Origin of the sequence: Gandjariella thermophila, from assembly GCF_005405885.1 — a bacterium.
Taxonomy (GTDB): Bacteria; Actinomycetota; Actinomycetes; order Mycobacteriales; family Pseudonocardiaceae; genus Gandjariella; species Gandjariella thermophila.
Genome location: NZ_BJFL01000062.1, coordinates 1 through 15,462, shown reverse-complemented (window position 1 = coordinate 15,462; position 15,462 = coordinate 1). Strand labels below are relative to the sequence as shown.

Genomic DNA, 15,462 nt, shown 5'->3' with positions numbered 1-15,462 from the left:
CGCACGGGGGTCTGCGCGCGAGCGTCCACCACCCTGCGGACGCGCCTTCGCTGGTGGGATGAGCGGCTCCACCAACGCCCAGAGTTCGTCGGGCACCAACCGTTCCGACAACGAGTCGATCACGGCGCGAGATCATCGCAGCCTACCCAGCAACATCCAAACGAGACACGCTCTTATGGGGTCGGGGTCGCGGAAACGGCCTCTCCCAGTTCCGGTGTGCCCAACGACCCTGAAGGGGTGTCAACTGTCGCAGTGTGCAACGGGCATGCCGGGTGGTGTGCTCTCGTCGATCCTGCCTGAGCCTCCACTGTGGTCTGAGCCGTCGCCGCCCGCCGGCTCGTGGTCCTCGCCCGCGCTATGGCCGGCGCCGCAGGAACCGGTGCCACCAACGCGTGCGTGACGACCTGGGCTCCGCGGTCGCCGCCCGCCCGGTCGGTGACTGTGGGGCCGCCCGGCTCGCTGCCCACCGGGCGGCCCGCCACTGCGCGACGACATCGTCGGCGTTCACCGGCCGGATGCGGACGTGCGGGCCCGAGGGTGCCCGCAGCCACTCCAGAATCCGGCGGTTGAGCGCGTGGACGGCGGTCCGAACGGCCCGTTCAGTCGGCAGGTCGCGAACCGTGTCGGGCAGCCGAGAGAGCTCGCTGCGCAGCTGCAGCGACGTGGGCAGCAATGCCTCCGCCGACAGTCCCTCCCGGCGGAGATAGTTCCTCACCCACCACAGCTCGTGGTAAGGCTGGTGCAGATCGGGTATCGGCTTGCCGTGGCCGGGAAGATTGTCGAACTCTCCGCGCTCCTGTGCTTCCCGAATCTGGCGGTCCACCCATGTCTCGAAGCCGATATGTGCTGGCTTGCGTTCTGTCACAGCGGCAATCCCCCTTGCCCGACGTGATGTCGGCACGAACCTCCACGGCTACCGGCCATGGTGGCCGCGCAGCGGTACCGGAACAACCCATGCGACTCCGGCCGAGGTCTGCCGGCCACTCGACGGCAGGACGTCGGTAGGACGTCGGTAATGTCGCGTGGCGGTCCTCCTCACGGCAGGACCGGAACGCGGCGACCAGCGCGGTACACGGCGCGGACCGTCAACAGACTCCGCAGATCGTCGACCGGGTTCCCGGCCACCGCCAGGAGATCGGCGTCGAACCCGGTGGCGACGCGCCCCTTCCGGTGGCCAACTCCACACGCCTGGGCCGCGACACTGGTGACGGAGGCAAGCGCGGCGGCGCTCGGCAAGCCCAGGAGTTCGCCGAACTCGATCACGCCGTGCGGCAGGCAGTCGTGAGGCTTGAGAGAACCGACACCCGCATCGGAGGAGCACACGAGCCGGACTCCGAGGGCGTGCATGCGCGCAAAGTTCCTCCTCACCCGGAGGTGGATGTCCGGCAGGCCGCCTTCCTCCGGCAGGCGAGCCGTGGTGGTGCTCACCGGAACGCCGCGCGCCGCGAGCGTTTCGATGGTCCGCCAGTCCGGGTCCACCCGACCACCACCGGCCAGAAAGAAGCCATGTTCGAGGGTGTCGACCCCCGCCGTGATCGCGTCGCCGATTCCTGCGGCGCCGTGCGCGTGCGCGGCAACCGGTTTGCCGGCTTCATGTGCGAGGTCAACGATCGTGCGCAGTTCGTGGTAGGAGTACTGCGACTCGTGCGGAGCCCAGCCGGGCGTGATCACGCCTCCGGTGACCATCACCTTGACGCAGTCCGTGCCGCGCGCGATCCGTTCCGCAACGGCAGCGGCGACGCCGGCGGTGCCATCGGCCTCCCCGCCGAGAAACCAGCAGTGCCCGCGTCGTGGGGTGATCGGGGGCCCCGCGGCGAGGACTTCCGGTCCCAGTTCGCGGCCCGAGTTGTACATGTCGCGAAGGGTCAGGGCGAGGTAGCGTCGATCACCGAGATCGCGGAGAGTGGTTATTCCGGCTCGGAGCGCCTGCTGCGCGTGGGCGCCCATGCGGGTGAGCACGGTGGCATCGTCATCGGCGTCCATCTGCTCCAGGGGGTTGCGGTGCGGATCCCAGGCCAGGTGGGTGTGTACGTCGATCAGTCCGGGCAGCATGGTCACGTCTCCCAGGTCGACCACGCGCAGATCCGCCGACGGGCGTGCGCCGGTGAGGTCCACGGCGGCAATTCGGTCGCCGCGAATGACCACCAACGGCCAGCCCTCGTGGAGTTTCTCACCGTCGTACAGCCGTGTAGCCCGAATGCCCATCGGCGGTTCCGTGCGGTCGTCTGTTGTGGTGTTCATATCCGCTCCTGATCGGCTACTGGGGTACTCGGGGCGGGGTTCGTCACCATTTCCGGACGTGCCGCGACGACGGCCGCCGCGCACCGCCGTACCTCATGAGATGCCCATGCATCGGCCACCTTGCGCAGCCATCGACGCTCGGCCTGAGCGTCGTCGCCGCCGACTCGCACCAGGTCGTCACACTCGTCGGCCGGCGGCGCACCGGCGGACTTGGCGTCGAGTGCGACATGGAGCCAGCACGCGGTCGTGACCGCATCCGGCTGGTCACCAGCCGGCCCCGCGAGAGGTAATGAGTCACGTATCCGCTGGATGTCCGATGCCGTCACCCACCGGCACGCGTCGCGGAGACCGTCGCGGATCTCCACGATGCGGTCCGTCAGCCGATCCGCAGTGTTGACGACCAGCAGGCAGTCCCACAGCCACGGGCGGGGCGGATGGAGCGCGATGTGCGGGACGGCATCACACAGTTCCCGCCACAATGGGTACAGCCTTCGGCAGTTCCACCACCGGAAGCCGACGTCCACGAGCGGTTTCGTCGCCGCGATGGAGCAGGCGAGGGCGACGAGCACGAAATACAGCGATGAAGCGACCAGGCCGCAGGCCAGCACGGCATGACTGATGCGGAACAAGGCCGCCCATCGGGTGCCGAAATAGCAGACGCCGACGGTGGTCGCCAGCGCCAGCATGAGGTTCGCGACCTTCAGCAGACCCTGGACATGGGAAAGGTGGCGCCAAAACACCACCGACGCCCATGCCGAGGCCGACACCGTGAAGGTGCCGTACACCATCCAGTACCCGGTGAGAGCGGTGAGCGTTCCCGGTTGCGGGAAGAATCGGCCACCCGGGGCGGGATGCGCGCCGGAGACGATCGCCCACGCGAATGCCACTACCACGAGAACCATGGTGGCGAGTGCGCAGAGCAACCACGGTCGTAACCACGTCACCCGTTCGGTGTCACTGGCTACCGTAATGCGGGCCGCGAGGGCGAGAACACTGGTCACCATCCCGATCGCAAGAAGGGACGACACCAGGCTCGACGCGTGCGGGACTCTGGTCATTCGGTCGATCGAGGCGGCCAACGAGTTCTGGAGCACGGTAACGCCCAGGCCAAGGGAAAAGAGAACGGTCCACACCGAACGCTCACGTTGCGACCGCAGGGCCGGAAGACGGACGATCACCGCCGTCCAGCAAAGAACCAGGAGCCCTCTTCTGATGTTGTCCTCAGTCATGGTCGACCCCGAGCGCCCTGCCCAGATCGGGGTGACAGGTGTGTAGCGGCGCCCACCGTAAACGTGTGGCCTTGCTCCAGATGAGACGCGCGACTGTTTCGGCTTCGTGCTCCTCGGTCCGCGTGTACCCGGCGCGGGCCTGAACCTGCCGCACGACGTCGGCGATCTGGTCGACGTCCGGTGAAGTCTCCGCGGCCGGCAGTTCGGCCAGTAGGTTGTCGTGCAGAATTATGTGGCCGATCTCGTGGTAAATGATGAGATCCTGGTGCGGCCTGCTGGTCGCCGGGTCAACCATGATGTGGTCGGCTCGGTCGGTGGCGATCCACAGCCCGGTGGGCCGGTCGGGGCCCAGATCGTCCGGTAGTGGGTGGAGGTAGAGGCGCCGCCCACGGTCCCTGGCGATCGCGTCGCAGACATGCTGTCGAGTGAACGGCGCCGACAAACCGAGGCGGCGTAGTTCGGACGCGACAAACCGGCGAAGTTTCCGATCGGCCATATCTGGTGACCCCCCCGAAGCGGTGCCGAATATCGTCAATATCTACTCGGATGCTTCCGCCTGTTCGTCAAGCCTCTCCCGCTGGCGGCACTGTTCCACGACCTTCAGGATGTCGCGAAGACTCAGCTCGGAAAGTCCGATGGTCCGTTCGGCAATCAACAGCGCGCCCCTCGACCGCAGCGCGGCGTCGAGGGCCGCGTCGCTGCTGGCGTGTTTCGGCTCGAAGAAGTATCCGACAGGCACCCGGAAGAAATGTGCTAAGGCTTCGAGGACCTCACCCGTGGGGTTCGTCTTGGTCCCGTTCCGGAGCATCGACAGGTAGGTGTGTGAGATCGAGACGTTCGTCTGGGCGCGGATGTCCCGGGTGATCTGCCTGTTCCCCGGCGGCCGTCGCCCATGCTGGTACCGCCTGGCAATCAGCGCGTTGAGCTTGGCAGCGAGCCAGCCCGGGTCCGGCGAGTTCACGAGCTGCTCATCTCCGTCGGTCGAAAGATCCACACAGAACGTGGTGACTGTAGTAAGAACCCGCATTGACGATCAAGGATTCTGCGTCCGGTGACGATCTGTGTGGTCCATACGGTCGACATGCGGTGCCGCGGGCTCATCGGCATCGTCGCGGGAGAGAACGCGGTGGCGCGGCCGACGCGGGAGGCCTGACCTGCCCGCGACTGCGGAGCCTCGGGCTGGATGGCAGCGGTAAGTACCCGGTATACGGCATGTCATCGGGCGGGCGGGTACACCGCACTCGCCACGCATGCTGCCGGCGCTACCCGCCGCCAGGCGTTCACCATAGTTGACGACTGGTGCTACTCGCTGGTACGTGTCCGTCTGACACGGGAAGATCGTTGACAGGAGGGGAATGCGGATGGGTCCAGGCCGGACCACCAGTTGGGTTCCTGTCGCGTGAGCCGGATTTCGAAACTGACTCGGGGGAGATCGTAGCCATGGCGGTGACAACGGGAGCCTTATCGGCGGAAGCGTCGACCATGGACCCGAACACCACAGTGATCAGGGTGCCAATCAGCTCACTGAAACCGGCTGACTCGCCCAGGCTCGAGGGGGAGGACGAGGCGCACGTCAAGGTGTTGGCCGAGATAGCCACGACGTTGCCACCGATACTGGTCCACCGCCGTACGATGCGCGTGGTCGACGGGATGCACAGGTTGAGAGCGGCCGTGCTCCGCGGCGAGGACAGCATCGCCGTCGAGTTCTTCGATGGCGACGACGCCGATGTCTTCGTGCGGGCGGTGCAAGCCAACATCAGTCATGGTCTGCCGTTGTCGTTGCGTGATCGCAAGGCGGCCGCCGCGCGGATCGCGGCGACGCGGCCGAACCTGTCCGATCGCGCCATCGCCAGAGTCGCGGGTCTGTCACCCAAGACCGTGGCCACGGTCCGTCGTCGTTCGAGCGATGGCACGCCGCACTCGGACAGGAGAGTTGGCCGGGACGGTCGGCTGCGCCCGCTCGACGCCTCGGCCGGGCGCGCGGCCGCCGAGGACCTGATCAGAAGCCGGCCGAACGCGTCATTGCGGGAGATCGCGCGGTCCGCCGGGATCTCGGTCAGCACCGCGCGCGACGTCCGTCAACGCATTGAACACGCTCGGGAGCCGGCTCCTTCAGCGGACCGTAACGCCGTGAACTCCCCGCACCGGGGGACATCGGGCGGCTCCGACGTCGACCGGGTGGACGCGGAGACCAACCTTTCGGATTTCACTTCGGTCGTGCCGATGCTGATGAAAGATCCGTCCCTGAAGTTCACCGGGCCCGGCCGCGCACTGCTTCGATTGCTGGCGGCACACGCGATGGGCCCGACCGACTGGGAGCGGCTCATCGAGGCGGTGCCACCGCACTGTATCAGCGTTGTGGGCGATCTCGCCTCCGTGTACGCGCGGGCCTGGGAACGTCTGGGAACAGAGCTCAAAAGGCGGAGAACCGACATGTCGTGATCGCCAGCGGAATCAACCTGCGCGGACACGCGTGGTTCGCCACGCGACCGTGTTCGAGTGAGGAAATTCCTCAGTCGAACACGACACGGATCTTCGGTCGACAGTCCACCGAAGCCACCGTGCGGCCGCACCGTTTGACGAGGTGAACAACACTGCGCGGAGTAGCGGGCAGCGCCGGTCGGAGCCGCAGTTGCTACCGATCGTCGGTCACTTCGCGCTTCCGGCCGCCTCGCGAACGCGCGCGCATTTCAGGTGGTGCGCACAGATGGTCGCTCGGCCGGTTGGCTTCAATTGACAGCACGCCGCGAACTGGAATACTCACCGGCGCCACATCAGTTACAGGAAAGGGAGGCCAAAATGGCCCAGGAACGCACGGACCTGGTGGAGTTCGAGCACGAGGAGTACATGCGCTGCTCGGACAACAACATGCCGAGTTTCGTCGCGTTCGTGCCGCTGTCGCCCGAGGAGCAGCGGCAGGCCGACGAGGCGCTCGCGCTTGCCTGACGCCGAGGCCGGCGAGTCCCGCCCGAACGGGCGGGACTCGCCGCACCGTCGAACGCACGACATGGATCTCTACACCGACCCGACCTTCACCCTGATGTCGCCGATCGGCAACGTCCAGGGGCGAAGTGCCTTCACCGGGAACCAGCCGGATGACGGCGCACTCATCGGAATGCTGGCCACGGGGGACGAGATCTGCGTCCTCGGTACCGGCTTCGGCGCATCGACACGTGCCATCCTGGCCGCTCGGCCGAGCGCGCACATCACCTGCGTCGACAACGACCCGCGCACGCTCCGGCTGGCCGACGAGGTGACCCGTCGGCTGTGCGACCAGCCGAGGTTGAACATCGTCGAGCGGGACGCGTACGCCTTCCTCGCGGAAAGCGAGCGGCCTTGGGGAGGCCTGGTCGTCGACCTCTACACGGCCACCGGCTACCCCGACATCCTGCTGCGGCCGGGCTTCTGGCGCCGGGTGAGCGAGGTGAGTGCTCGCGCGGCGGCGCCGGTACTGGTCAACACCTGGGGTATTCCCGAACAGTTGGAGCAGTTCGGGTTCTGGAACGCGCACTCGACGGTCGGGCGGCTCATCGAGGACGTCGGCGGCTGGAGCCGGGTGCGGGTTCTGCCGTCGCGGCGTAACGCCAGCCTGCTGTTGCAGCACGAGGATGCCGGCGCCGACGCGCCGGCGGAGGACCCGCCGCCCGATCATCTTCACCGATATGACCGGGCGGTGCTGCGTGCGCACCGGCTGCGCCTGGGGGCCGCGCGGACGATGTCGTTGTCCCGGCTGCCACCGCCGCGCCCCCACGACGTGTCGGCGGTGTCCTCCCGGGCGGCGCAGAACGACGCGATGGTCCAGCGGTGGCCCGCCATGGCCCGCGCCGTCCTGGCCGCCGCCCGGCAGGTGAGGGCGGGGCGGGGCCGTCACCCGGACACGCTTCGTGAGGTACTTGCCGCGCCCGAACTCGCGACCGCGGCGATGTCGCGACTTGCCGAACGCGGCGACCCGGCGGCCACGGCGATCCCGGTGATTCTCGCGGGAGAGGCGCAGGACCACCGTCGTGACGCCGCATGGCTGTTGACCTGGTTCCGCGACAACCACGCCGACCTCATCGCGCGCACGTCACCCGAGTTCGTCATCGGCTGCCTGTTGTGGCAGTGCGTCAGCATCGCCCTCAGCCCGCACGGTGTTCCATTCGAGGAGGTGTCTTGGTTTTTCGACGAGGTCATGACGCTCCATCGGGCAACTCGGGACTAATCAGCGATGCCCGCCAGCCGGTGAGCCCCTCCCGGACCCTGATCGTGGCCGCGACGTCGAACGTCGGCGACAACATCTCACTGTTCGCCGTGCCGTGGCTGTTGACCGGGTTCACGCACAGCGCGATCGTCGTGGCGCTCGCATCCGCGGTCGGTCGGGTGCCGGGAGTGCTCGCGAGGTACTGGGCGCCGTCGCTGGTCCGGGACAGTCCACTGCGCGCCATGCGCAATTCCTGCCTGATCCGCGTGGCGGTGTTGGGCGTGCTCAGCGCCTGCTACGTGTGGTTGCCCGCGCAGGAGGCGGTGCTGTTCGCCTTCATGGCGGCCGTGGGTATCACCGACATCCTGTTCGACGTTGCACTCGACACCCACATCGCCAACGGCCGGCTCCCGTCCCGCGAGCTTGCCCGCCTAAACGGCAACGTCCGGACCATCGAACTGGTCTCGTCAGATTTCGTCGGTCGTCCGGTGGGAAGCCTTCTGCTCGGGGTGGCGCCGGTGCTGCCGTTTCTGGTGAACCTGGCCACTTCCGCGGTCAGCGCCGTTCTGCTCGCCATGCGCACGGCGACCGGGCCTCGCGGGACGGTCCATGGCGACCCGGGCGCGCCCGAGACCGTTGCCACCGATGCCGCGCCGGCCGCCACCTCGGACGATTCGGCGCGGGAACGGCGGATCTCGACACTGCGCGGGCTGATCGCCGTCACGGTCGCGCTGACGGCGGTGTATTCCGCCCTGCTTGGCATCCAGGTGCTGTATGCCCGGCTCGTTCTGCACGCCGGCCCGACGTCGTTCGCGGTTCTGCTCACCGTCTCCGCGGTGGGCAGCATCGCCGGCGCCAAGGTGAGCCCCGCCCTGACGAACCTGCTCGGCTACCGTGCCACCGCCACCTCGATGATCGCGATCATGTCCGCGGCGTTCGTCGGCCAGGGCCTGGCGCGAAGCACCTGGACCGCCAGTCCCGCCTACGCCGCGGGCGGCTTCGCGGTGGCCTGCTGGGCGGTGGCCACCACGACCGCCCGCCAGCTGATCTGCCCAGCCCACCTGCGCCCCAGCTTCGCCGCCCGCGCACAGGCGGCCGGCGCAGCCGCCTCCCTGCTCGGCATGGTGCTCGGCGGCCTGGTCGTCTGGGCTGTCACCACAGCGGTACCCGAGCGGAGCGTCCTCTGGGCGGCGTTCGTGGTGGGCGGCCTCGCCGTCGCGGTGATCGGCGGCGCCGCGCAGCGCCCGATCCGTGCCGCATGGTCCCTCATGAAGCCCAATTCCGGGAGGTAGCCACCAGTGTCCGAAACGAGTTATATCGTCTACGACGACTTTTACCGTGACCCGATATCGGTCCGTGACCTCGCCCTCCGGTCCAGCTGGCTCGACCCGAAGATCTCCGACGGGCGCGAGTACAGCCGCGAGACGGAGAAGGGCTACTACACCGACGCGATCGTCGACAAGCTTGCCAGGATCGTCGGCAGGCGTATCGTCTTCGACGCGAAGCGCATGGGCTTCGGAGTCTTCGCCTTCTACCCCGCCTCCGCGGCGGTGGACGTGTCAACTCATTTCGACGACACCAGCTGGTCCGGGATCGTCTATCTGATGCCGGACGAGCTCAACCGCACCAACTCGGGGCTGGCCTTCTACCGTCACCGGGAATCGGGCCTCACCGGCCCACCGGATGACGAGCAGGCCCGCGAGTTGGGCTATGCCGACTCGCAGACCTGGATACAGGAGGTCTACTACCGCGACAAGCTCACGCCCGAGGCGTGGCAGCGGACGTCGTTCGTCGGAGCCAGGTTCAACCGCCTCGTGCTGCTCAACGGCGCCCGACTGTTCCACCGCGCAAGCGACGGTTTCGGTACCACCGCCGCCGATGCCCGGTTGACCCAACGGTTCTTCTTCGACATCGACGACACGGAGGTTGACGCATGAGCGGGTCATTATACGTGGTCGACAATTTCTACAAGGATCCGGACAAGGTTCGAGCCTTCGCGCTGTCGTCGAGCTTCCTGAGCGCCGGACGCTACAACTACCCGGGATGGCAGAGCGCCCGCGCACTGAGTGGTGACGCACTGGCTGCCGCCTTCGGCCGGATTATTCATGAGCATGTCCAGCCCGATCCCGACCGGTACACCTGGGGCGGCTTCCGGGTGATCACCGAGGAGACCGGCGCGATGACGAAGGTGCACGCGGACACCGCCGTGCGATGGGCCGCGATGGTCTACCTGACACCTGGCATCGCCGACGACGCGGGTACCGGGTTCTTCCGGCACCGCGAGACCGGTTTGTTCGGGCCGCCCACCGACGCCCAGGCCCGCGAGATGGGTTATGCGGACGCCAACGAGTTCGAGGAACGGGTCGCGCGCCGCGACATGGCCGACCTAGACAGGTGGGAACTCGTCTCGCACGTGGCGCCGGAGTACAACCGGCTCGTCATCTTCCGCGGCTCCAGGCAGTACCACGCGCCGCTCTCCGGAGCGGGATCGCGAGCCGGCGACGCCCGGCTGACGCAGAACTTCTTCTTCAACACCAGGGTCGACGCCGGTGCCGATGCGACCGGTGTGCGGCCGTGGCTCGAGGCGCCCGCCCCGGCGCCCACCGGGCTGGGGTGAGCGCGGTGCGCACGCTGCTCGACGTGCTGACGGCCGGCCTCCGCCCCGTCGGCCCCCTTGCCGGGTTGGTCGCACTCGACTCCCTGGGGCGCGCTGGCGACGGCAGCCGCATCGAGGTGGGTCAGGTGTGGACTGGTCCGGTTCCGACACACGACCCCGCGGCAGGCGCCGGCCTGGGCGGCAACTCCACCTGCCTGGTCGCCGTCCTCAGCGGGCGGCCGGCCGCCGTACACGCCATCGTCGACAGCTGGGCAACCCTGCGGCGCTTCGGGGCGGTGGACGCCGACCTCAGCGGCCTGCGCGCGCCGGGCGCCCAGTTAAGTGGTGCCGACCTGCGGAGGGCGTCGCTCCGGCACGCGGTTTTCGACGGTGCGGATCTCACCGGATGCGACCTCGCCGGCGCGGACCTCTCCGGAGCGTCGCTCGTCGGCGCCCGACTCGCCCAGGCGAACCTGAACGGTGCCGACCTCTCGCGTGCCGACCTGCGCCGGGTGGACCTGTCCGAGGCGGATCTGCGGCGGGTGAACGTCAAAGGGGCATCCCTGCGCGGGGCGGAATTGTGGGCTGCCTTCGCTGGCGACGTCGACTTCACGACCGCCCACACCGCGGGTTGCGACGTCGGTCGGGTCGACGCTCGGTCGATCTCGTAGCGCAGGCACGTCGAACACGACTGGCACACCGGGCGGAGTGCCGCCGGGAATGCCCGCGCTCGGCACCGCCCTCACCGAACCCCGCCGCCGAAAGGAGGAGCACTGCAATGACGAGCATCGCCGAGCCCGGGACCGACCAGCGAGTGCCGTTACACGTCGAGCCCCCGAGCCGCAGCCGCCTCACCCTGCGGTTCGTCTCGATGCCCTGGGCGCCTCTGGAACTGCCGTCGATGGCGATCAGCCTGCTCGGTGGCGTCGCGGAGCGTCATCCCGGCGTCGAGCGAGTGGAGACCGACTACCTCAACCTGGCGTGGGCCGAACACGTCCATGAACGCTCGGGTGGGCGCTGGGGCGCGGCCGAGTATGAGGAGGTGGTCGGCGGCTACTTCGTCGGCATGGGGGACTGGATCTTCTCCGCGTACTTCCGCCCCGCCCTTGCTGCGGAGGACACCGCCTACTGGCGACTCGTCCACCGGTCCGAGGGGACCATCGCCGAGCACGCGGCCGCCATGTACGGCTGGGCGCGCGGGTTCGTCGAGGAGCAGGCCGACCGGCTGGCCGCGTCGGTCGCTGACGTCGACAGTCCGATGTTCGGCTTCACCACGACCTTCGACCAGAACATGGCGTCGCTGGCCCTGGCGGCGGCGCTGAAGACGCGGCGACCGGACGCGGTGGTCGTCTTCGGTGGCGCTAACTGTGACGGCGAACAGGGGCCCGCGCTGCACAGGAACTTCGGCTTCGTCGACTTCGTGGTGGGTGGGGAGGCCGAGGAGAGCCTGCCCCGGCTGCTCACCGCGCTCAGCGTCGACGGCGACGAACGCGTCGCGCTGCTGCGCCAGATCCCGGGGCTGTGCTGGCGCCGCCATCACGGCAGCGTGGCCAACCCTCCCCAGCCACGCCAGATCAGCCTCGCCGCCGCAGGACGCCCGAAGATGGACGCCTTCTACGCCGCATTCGACCGATCGCCACACGTGCGCTCGACCGTCGTCCCCAAGATGCAGCTGGAAGGCAGCAGAGGCTGCTGGTGGGGAGAGAAGCACCACTGCACGTTCTGCGGCCTGAACGGCACCGGCATGCGGTTCCGGGCGCGCGACCCGCACAGGTTCGTCTCGGACCTGCGCGAGCTGTCCTCGTACTACCACTCACTGGACGCGGTGTTCACCGACAACATCCTCGACATGGCCGTCGTCAACAAGGCGGCGTCGGAACTCGCCCAGCTCGACCTCGATTTCCAGCTCTTCGCCGAGGTCAAGTCGAACCTCCGCTTCCGGCAACTGGAGGTGCTCAGCCGCGCCGGCTTCACCCAGCTGCAACCGGGTATCGAGAGCCTGCTGTCGCCCGTTCTCCGGCTCATGCGCAAGGGCGTGTCAGCGTGGCAGAACGTCCGTTTCCTTCGTGACGCCGCGACTGTGGGAATCTACCCCGGCTGGAACCTGCTCTTCGGGTTTCCCGGGGAGACGGACGCCGCCTACCTCGAGCTGATCGAGCAGCTTCCGTTGTTGCACCATCTCGTGCCGCCCGAGGGGACGTACCGGATCGTGATGACCCGGTTCAGCCCGTACTTCGAGAATCCCGAGCTTGGCCTCCGCAGCGAGGGACCGTCCGCCCTGCTGTCGGCCGCGTACGGTCTGCCGCGCCGCGAGATGGCCGATCTGGTGTATGTCTACGACTCGGCCAGGGCCGGTATCGGGAACCGCACCGCGGCGGCACTGGGCTCGGCCATCAAACAGTGGAAGCGGATGCACCGCAGCACTCGACTGCACGTCACGACGGCCCACGGGCGCACCGACGTGATCGAGCGGCGTGGCGGCAGCCGCCGCGTGCTGGAGTTGTCCGAGGACGAGACGACCATCCTCAGGCGCGCGGCACCCGGACTGAACGTCGACCAACTGGCGCCCGGGGAGCGCGCTGTGCTCGATGAACTGATCGCGGCGCGGCTGATTTTCGTCGACGGGGCGCATGCCGTCGCGCTGCCGGTGGGATTGACATGGTGAGCGCCCGCAAGGCCACGATTTCCGACCAGCGACGGGTGGTGGACCCGGCCGCCTGGTCCGGACGCCAGTCTCTCGTTGAGGTCGTTCGACTCGGCTTTCGGCAGATCGTGCTCAGCGGCCGGCATGATCTCTCCGAGGCCGACTGGCGCGGTGCATGGCGCCTGCTCCAACTCGTCCGTGAGGCCATGGGTGTCGGACTCCGGGTCAACTGGTACGGCTCGGTCCCGGAACCGCTGCGTCCGGCGCTGGGTCACCTGGATCCGCCGCTCGGCGCCGACGGGGTGCCGGCCTGGCGGGCGGCGAGTGACCCGTATCCGCGGATCCGGTTCGGGGCCGGCTTCGCGGTGGTGAGCCGAAGCCCCGAGGACGCCTCCGTGCTGTCGGGGCCGGCGTTCGAACTGCTGTGGCGGGCCTGGCCCGCACCAACCGAAGACTGGTCACCCGAGGACATCGAACAGCTCAACAGCACGGGGCTCATCTGCCTGGTCGGCCCCTATCCCTTCGTCACCCCGGTTCGTTATCGGGTGATGCGGTGATCGGCGGACGAGTGAAGCGCCCATGTCAATGTTCGGGAATGCGAAGGTAGGAAAACAGGTGACCGGCAACGTCAAAGAGCTGCGAATGCCCGGCGGAGCGCGAGCGTTCATCATCGACGGCGTCTACTCGAAGCCAGACCTGGTGCGCGAACTCGGGCTGCGGGCGCAGAAGTGGGAAGAGCCGGGAGCTGGCAAGTTCGCCGGCCACGAGACCTGCCGAGGCTACTACAACCACGCACTGGTCCGGCGGCTCGAAAGCATCGTCGGGGCGCCAATCCGGATCGACGAGAAGCGGCTGGTTTTCGGGAGGTTCCGCCTTTCCCGGCAAGGCGACATCGCGCCCACCGGAGTGCACATCGATCACAGCGGTTGGGCCGCGATCGTCTACCTGACACCGGACGAGTACGTGCGGGGCGGGCTGGGGATCTACCGCAGCGTCGACCCGGACTTGGACGCCGTTCCCGACGAGCGGACGCTCAAGGAGTTGGGCTACACGTCCCTGCTCGACTTCGACCTACGGTTCGTGACCACGCGCAGTACCGACACTCGGGCCTGGCGACTCAGCGACGTCATCCCAGGCCGCTACAACCGGATGGTCGTGTTCGAAGGGTGCAAGGTCTTCCATGGCGTTTCGGAACTCTACGGTGACATTGCTGAGCGTGGTCGACTGACCCAGAACTTCTTTTTCGACCTCGCCTGACGGCGGTGGGCGGGACGACGTCCCGTGACGTGCCGCCCGGCCGTGTCAGACGGCCGTCTGGTCCTGATCACTCCCGGCAAGCGAGACGACGATCCCAGCTGGCGACGTCGAGCGCGTGGCCACGCCAAAAAAGACCATTCCAGGACATTTTCCACGCAGTCCGGTCAACCATTTGCTACTCCGAGGGCGACGATGACTGTTCAGCTCGATTCGGCACCTCGTCCCCGCTGGCGGCTACGGGCCCTTGTCCCGGCGGCCGCGGCGGCTGTCCTGGGGGCCGGTGGAGTTCTGTTAGCCGCCCCGGCCCACGCGGCCGGGGAGACCGTGAACATCTGGCTGACCACCACCAACGACTCCGGTGGTCGCAACGTCACCGCCGGACTGCGACAGCAAGCGTCCATCAGTTTTGTTGGCCCCCCGGGCGGGGCGAGAGCGTTGGAGCGTTGCCGGTAGGCCACCGTGATCAGATGCCGGTCGCCTTCCGCTCGTGTAGGCCAGGTTCGTGCAGGTTTGGGTTGAGGAATTTGCCGGGCTTAGGTCGTGACCGGGTCGCGGTCGATGTCGAAGATGTCGATTTGCGCTTGTTCGAACAGGTCTTCCAGTGCTTCGGCACCGTGCGTTTCGGCGTATCGGCGTTCCTGCTCTGCGATGGGTACCGCGAGCAGCCACGCGACGGTTTTATCGGGCAACTCAAGGGTGTGTGGTGCATCCCCCCAGATGAACGGACTCACGAACATCAAGTGCTTCATCGTGATGTCGGGGTCGTACATTTCGATGACACGAGGGAAGATCGTGCCAGGCTGGCAGAAGAGGTGATCGTTGATCACATAGAACGCGGCTGTGGAGAGGGCATTGGGGAAGAAGTCGACATTGTTCGCGCAGGCTCCGACCAGTTCGACGCGGACGGGAAATTGCGCGCCGTCCCGGGTTAGCCCTGACTTTTCATGTGGGTTGGTTGTGATGCGGCGTGCCGGAACGCAGAAAGTGCTCCTGACCTGGGAGGATGCGGGTGTCTGACGTCCGTATCGCAACCAAGGTGAGGAGCACTTTCGAGGTGCAGGCTACTGGGTGGTCGCGGGGTTTGGAAGTTACCGCTGATGGTGAGGGGATCGTGTCGCACGCGGGGCTGGCGCTGCTGCGTGGTCTGACCGATAGGACGGGTCTGACCGCGGGCTTGTCGAAGGCGCTGGCCGGCACCCGGTTGCTGGTGCATGACCGGGGCCGGGTGATGGCGGATGTGGCCTGCGCGATCGCCGACGGGGCGCGGGCGATCAGCGATTTCCGGGTGATGGGTGACCAGGCCGAACTGTTCGGG

Annotated in this window: 16 protein-coding genes and 2 pseudogenes; 11 read left to right on the top strand and 7 right to left on the bottom strand. The window is 67.6% G+C overall.

Annotated elements, in window-relative coordinates; genetic code table 11:
• The 6 genes and pseudogenes from FFT21_RS27175 to FFT21_RS27150 form a co-directional block, all read right to left on the bottom strand.
• Positions 1 to 123: pseudogene (locus tag FFT21_RS27175) on the bottom strand (IS5/IS1182 family transposase); the annotation flags it as partial.
• 232 nt (positions 124 to 355) lie between these two features.
• Positions 356 to 865, bottom strand: a complete 510-nt coding sequence (locus tag FFT21_RS27170) for a DnaJ family domain-containing protein (protein ID WP_137816772.1) — start codon at positions 863 to 865, stop codon at positions 356 to 358.
• A gap of 170 nt (positions 866 to 1,035) precedes the next feature.
• On the bottom strand, positions 1,036 to 2,241 hold the full coding sequence (locus FFT21_RS27165) for an amidohydrolase family protein (protein ID WP_137816771.1): 1,206 nt from the start codon (positions 2,239 to 2,241) through the stop codon (positions 1,036 to 1,038).
• On the bottom strand, positions 2,238 to 3,470 hold the full coding sequence (locus FFT21_RS27160) for an MAB_1171c family putative transporter (protein WP_137816770.1): 1,233 nt from the start codon (positions 3,468 to 3,470) through the stop codon (positions 2,238 to 2,240). The genes FFT21_RS27165 and FFT21_RS27160 overlap by 4 nt, the downstream gene beginning before the upstream one ends.
• A complete protein-coding gene (locus FFT21_RS27155) occupies positions 3,463 to 3,966 on the bottom strand; it encodes a hypothetical protein (RefSeq protein WP_137816769.1) in 504 nt (167 codons plus the stop codon). The genes FFT21_RS27160 and FFT21_RS27155 overlap by 8 nt, the downstream gene beginning before the upstream one ends.
• A gap of 42 nt (positions 3,967 to 4,008) precedes the next feature.
• The gene (locus tag FFT21_RS27150; RefSeq protein WP_192909782.1) at positions 4,009 to 4,464 is read right to left on the bottom strand and encodes a helix-turn-helix domain-containing protein; all 456 of its coding nucleotides are present in this window, start codon (positions 4,462 to 4,464) and stop codon (positions 4,009 to 4,011) included.
• A 446-nt stretch (positions 4,465 to 4,910) separates the two neighbouring features.
• On the opposite strand from FFT21_RS27150, the gene FFT21_RS27145 reads away from it, so the two are divergent.
• The 10 genes from FFT21_RS27145 (at position 4,911) to FFT21_RS27100 (ending at position 14,147) form a co-directional block, all read left to right on the top strand.
• On the top strand, positions 4,911 to 5,912 hold the full coding sequence (locus FFT21_RS27145; RefSeq protein ID WP_225978809.1) for a ParB/RepB/Spo0J family partition protein: 1,002 nt from the start codon (positions 4,911 to 4,913) through the stop codon (positions 5,910 to 5,912).
• Positions 5,913 to 6,269: 357 nt separating this feature from the next.
• Positions 6,270 to 6,416 carry a hypothetical protein gene (locus FFT21_RS29015; RefSeq protein ID WP_153816590.1) on the top strand — a complete coding sequence of 49 codons (147 nt, stop codon included), beginning with the start codon at positions 6,270 to 6,272 and terminating at the stop codon, positions 6,414 to 6,416.
• Positions 6,409 to 7,671, top strand: a complete 1,263-nt coding sequence (locus FFT21_RS27140; protein WP_137816767.1) for a spermidine synthase — start codon at positions 6,409 to 6,411, stop codon at positions 7,669 to 7,671. Before FFT21_RS29015 ends, FFT21_RS27140 begins: the two co-directional genes overlap by 8 nt.
• 44 nt (positions 7,672 to 7,715) lie before the next feature.
• A complete protein-coding gene (locus FFT21_RS27135) occupies positions 7,716 to 8,942 on the top strand; it encodes an MFS transporter (protein WP_137816766.1) in 1,227 nt (408 codons plus the stop codon).
• A gap of 6 nt (positions 8,943 to 8,948) precedes the next feature.
• Positions 8,949 to 9,587, top strand: coding sequence for a DUF6445 family protein (locus FFT21_RS29010; protein WP_153816589.1), 639 nt, complete (start codon positions 8,949 to 8,951; stop codon positions 9,585 to 9,587).
• Positions 9,584 to 10,267 (top strand): DUF6445 family protein, encoded by a 684-nt coding sequence (locus FFT21_RS27120; RefSeq protein ID WP_192909781.1) that lies wholly within the window; start codon positions 9,584 to 9,586, stop codon positions 10,265 to 10,267. The genes FFT21_RS29010 and FFT21_RS27120 overlap by 4 nt, the downstream gene beginning before the upstream one ends.
• Before the next feature lie 5 nt (positions 10,268 to 10,272).
• Positions 10,273 to 10,917 carry a pentapeptide repeat-containing protein gene (locus tag FFT21_RS30130; protein ID WP_225978808.1) on the top strand — a complete coding sequence of 215 codons (645 nt, stop codon included), beginning with the start codon at positions 10,273 to 10,275 and terminating at the stop codon, positions 10,915 to 10,917.
• Positions 10,918 to 11,024: 107 nt separating this feature from the next.
• Complete coding sequence (locus tag FFT21_RS27110) at positions 11,025 to 12,911, top strand: RiPP maturation radical SAM C-methyltransferase (protein WP_137816763.1); 1,887 nt, start codon at positions 11,025 to 11,027, stop codon at positions 12,909 to 12,911.
• Between the two features lie 38 nt (positions 12,912 to 12,949).
• Entirely contained in the window at positions 12,950 to 13,447 is a 498-nt protein-coding gene (locus tag FFT21_RS27105) for a DUF5825 family protein (RefSeq protein ID WP_137816762.1), read from the top strand.
• A gap of 58 nt (positions 13,448 to 13,505) precedes the next feature.
• Positions 13,506 to 14,147: a DUF6445 family protein gene (locus FFT21_RS27100; RefSeq protein ID WP_137816761.1), complete on the top strand. Its 642-nt coding sequence runs from the start codon at positions 13,506 to 13,508 to the stop codon at positions 14,145 to 14,147.
• A 533-nt stretch (positions 14,148 to 14,680) separates the two neighbouring features.
• On the opposite strand, the gene FFT21_RS27090 is transcribed toward FFT21_RS27100, so the two are convergent.
• A complete protein-coding gene (locus FFT21_RS27090; protein ID WP_137816759.1) occupies positions 14,681 to 15,178 on the bottom strand; it encodes a suppressor of fused domain protein in 498 nt (165 codons plus the stop codon).
• 80 nt (positions 15,179 to 15,258) lie between these two features.
• Between FFT21_RS27090 and FFT21_RS27085 the strand changes: the two are divergent.
• Positions 15,259 to 15,462: pseudogene (locus tag FFT21_RS27085) on the top strand (IS1380 family transposase); the annotation flags it as partial.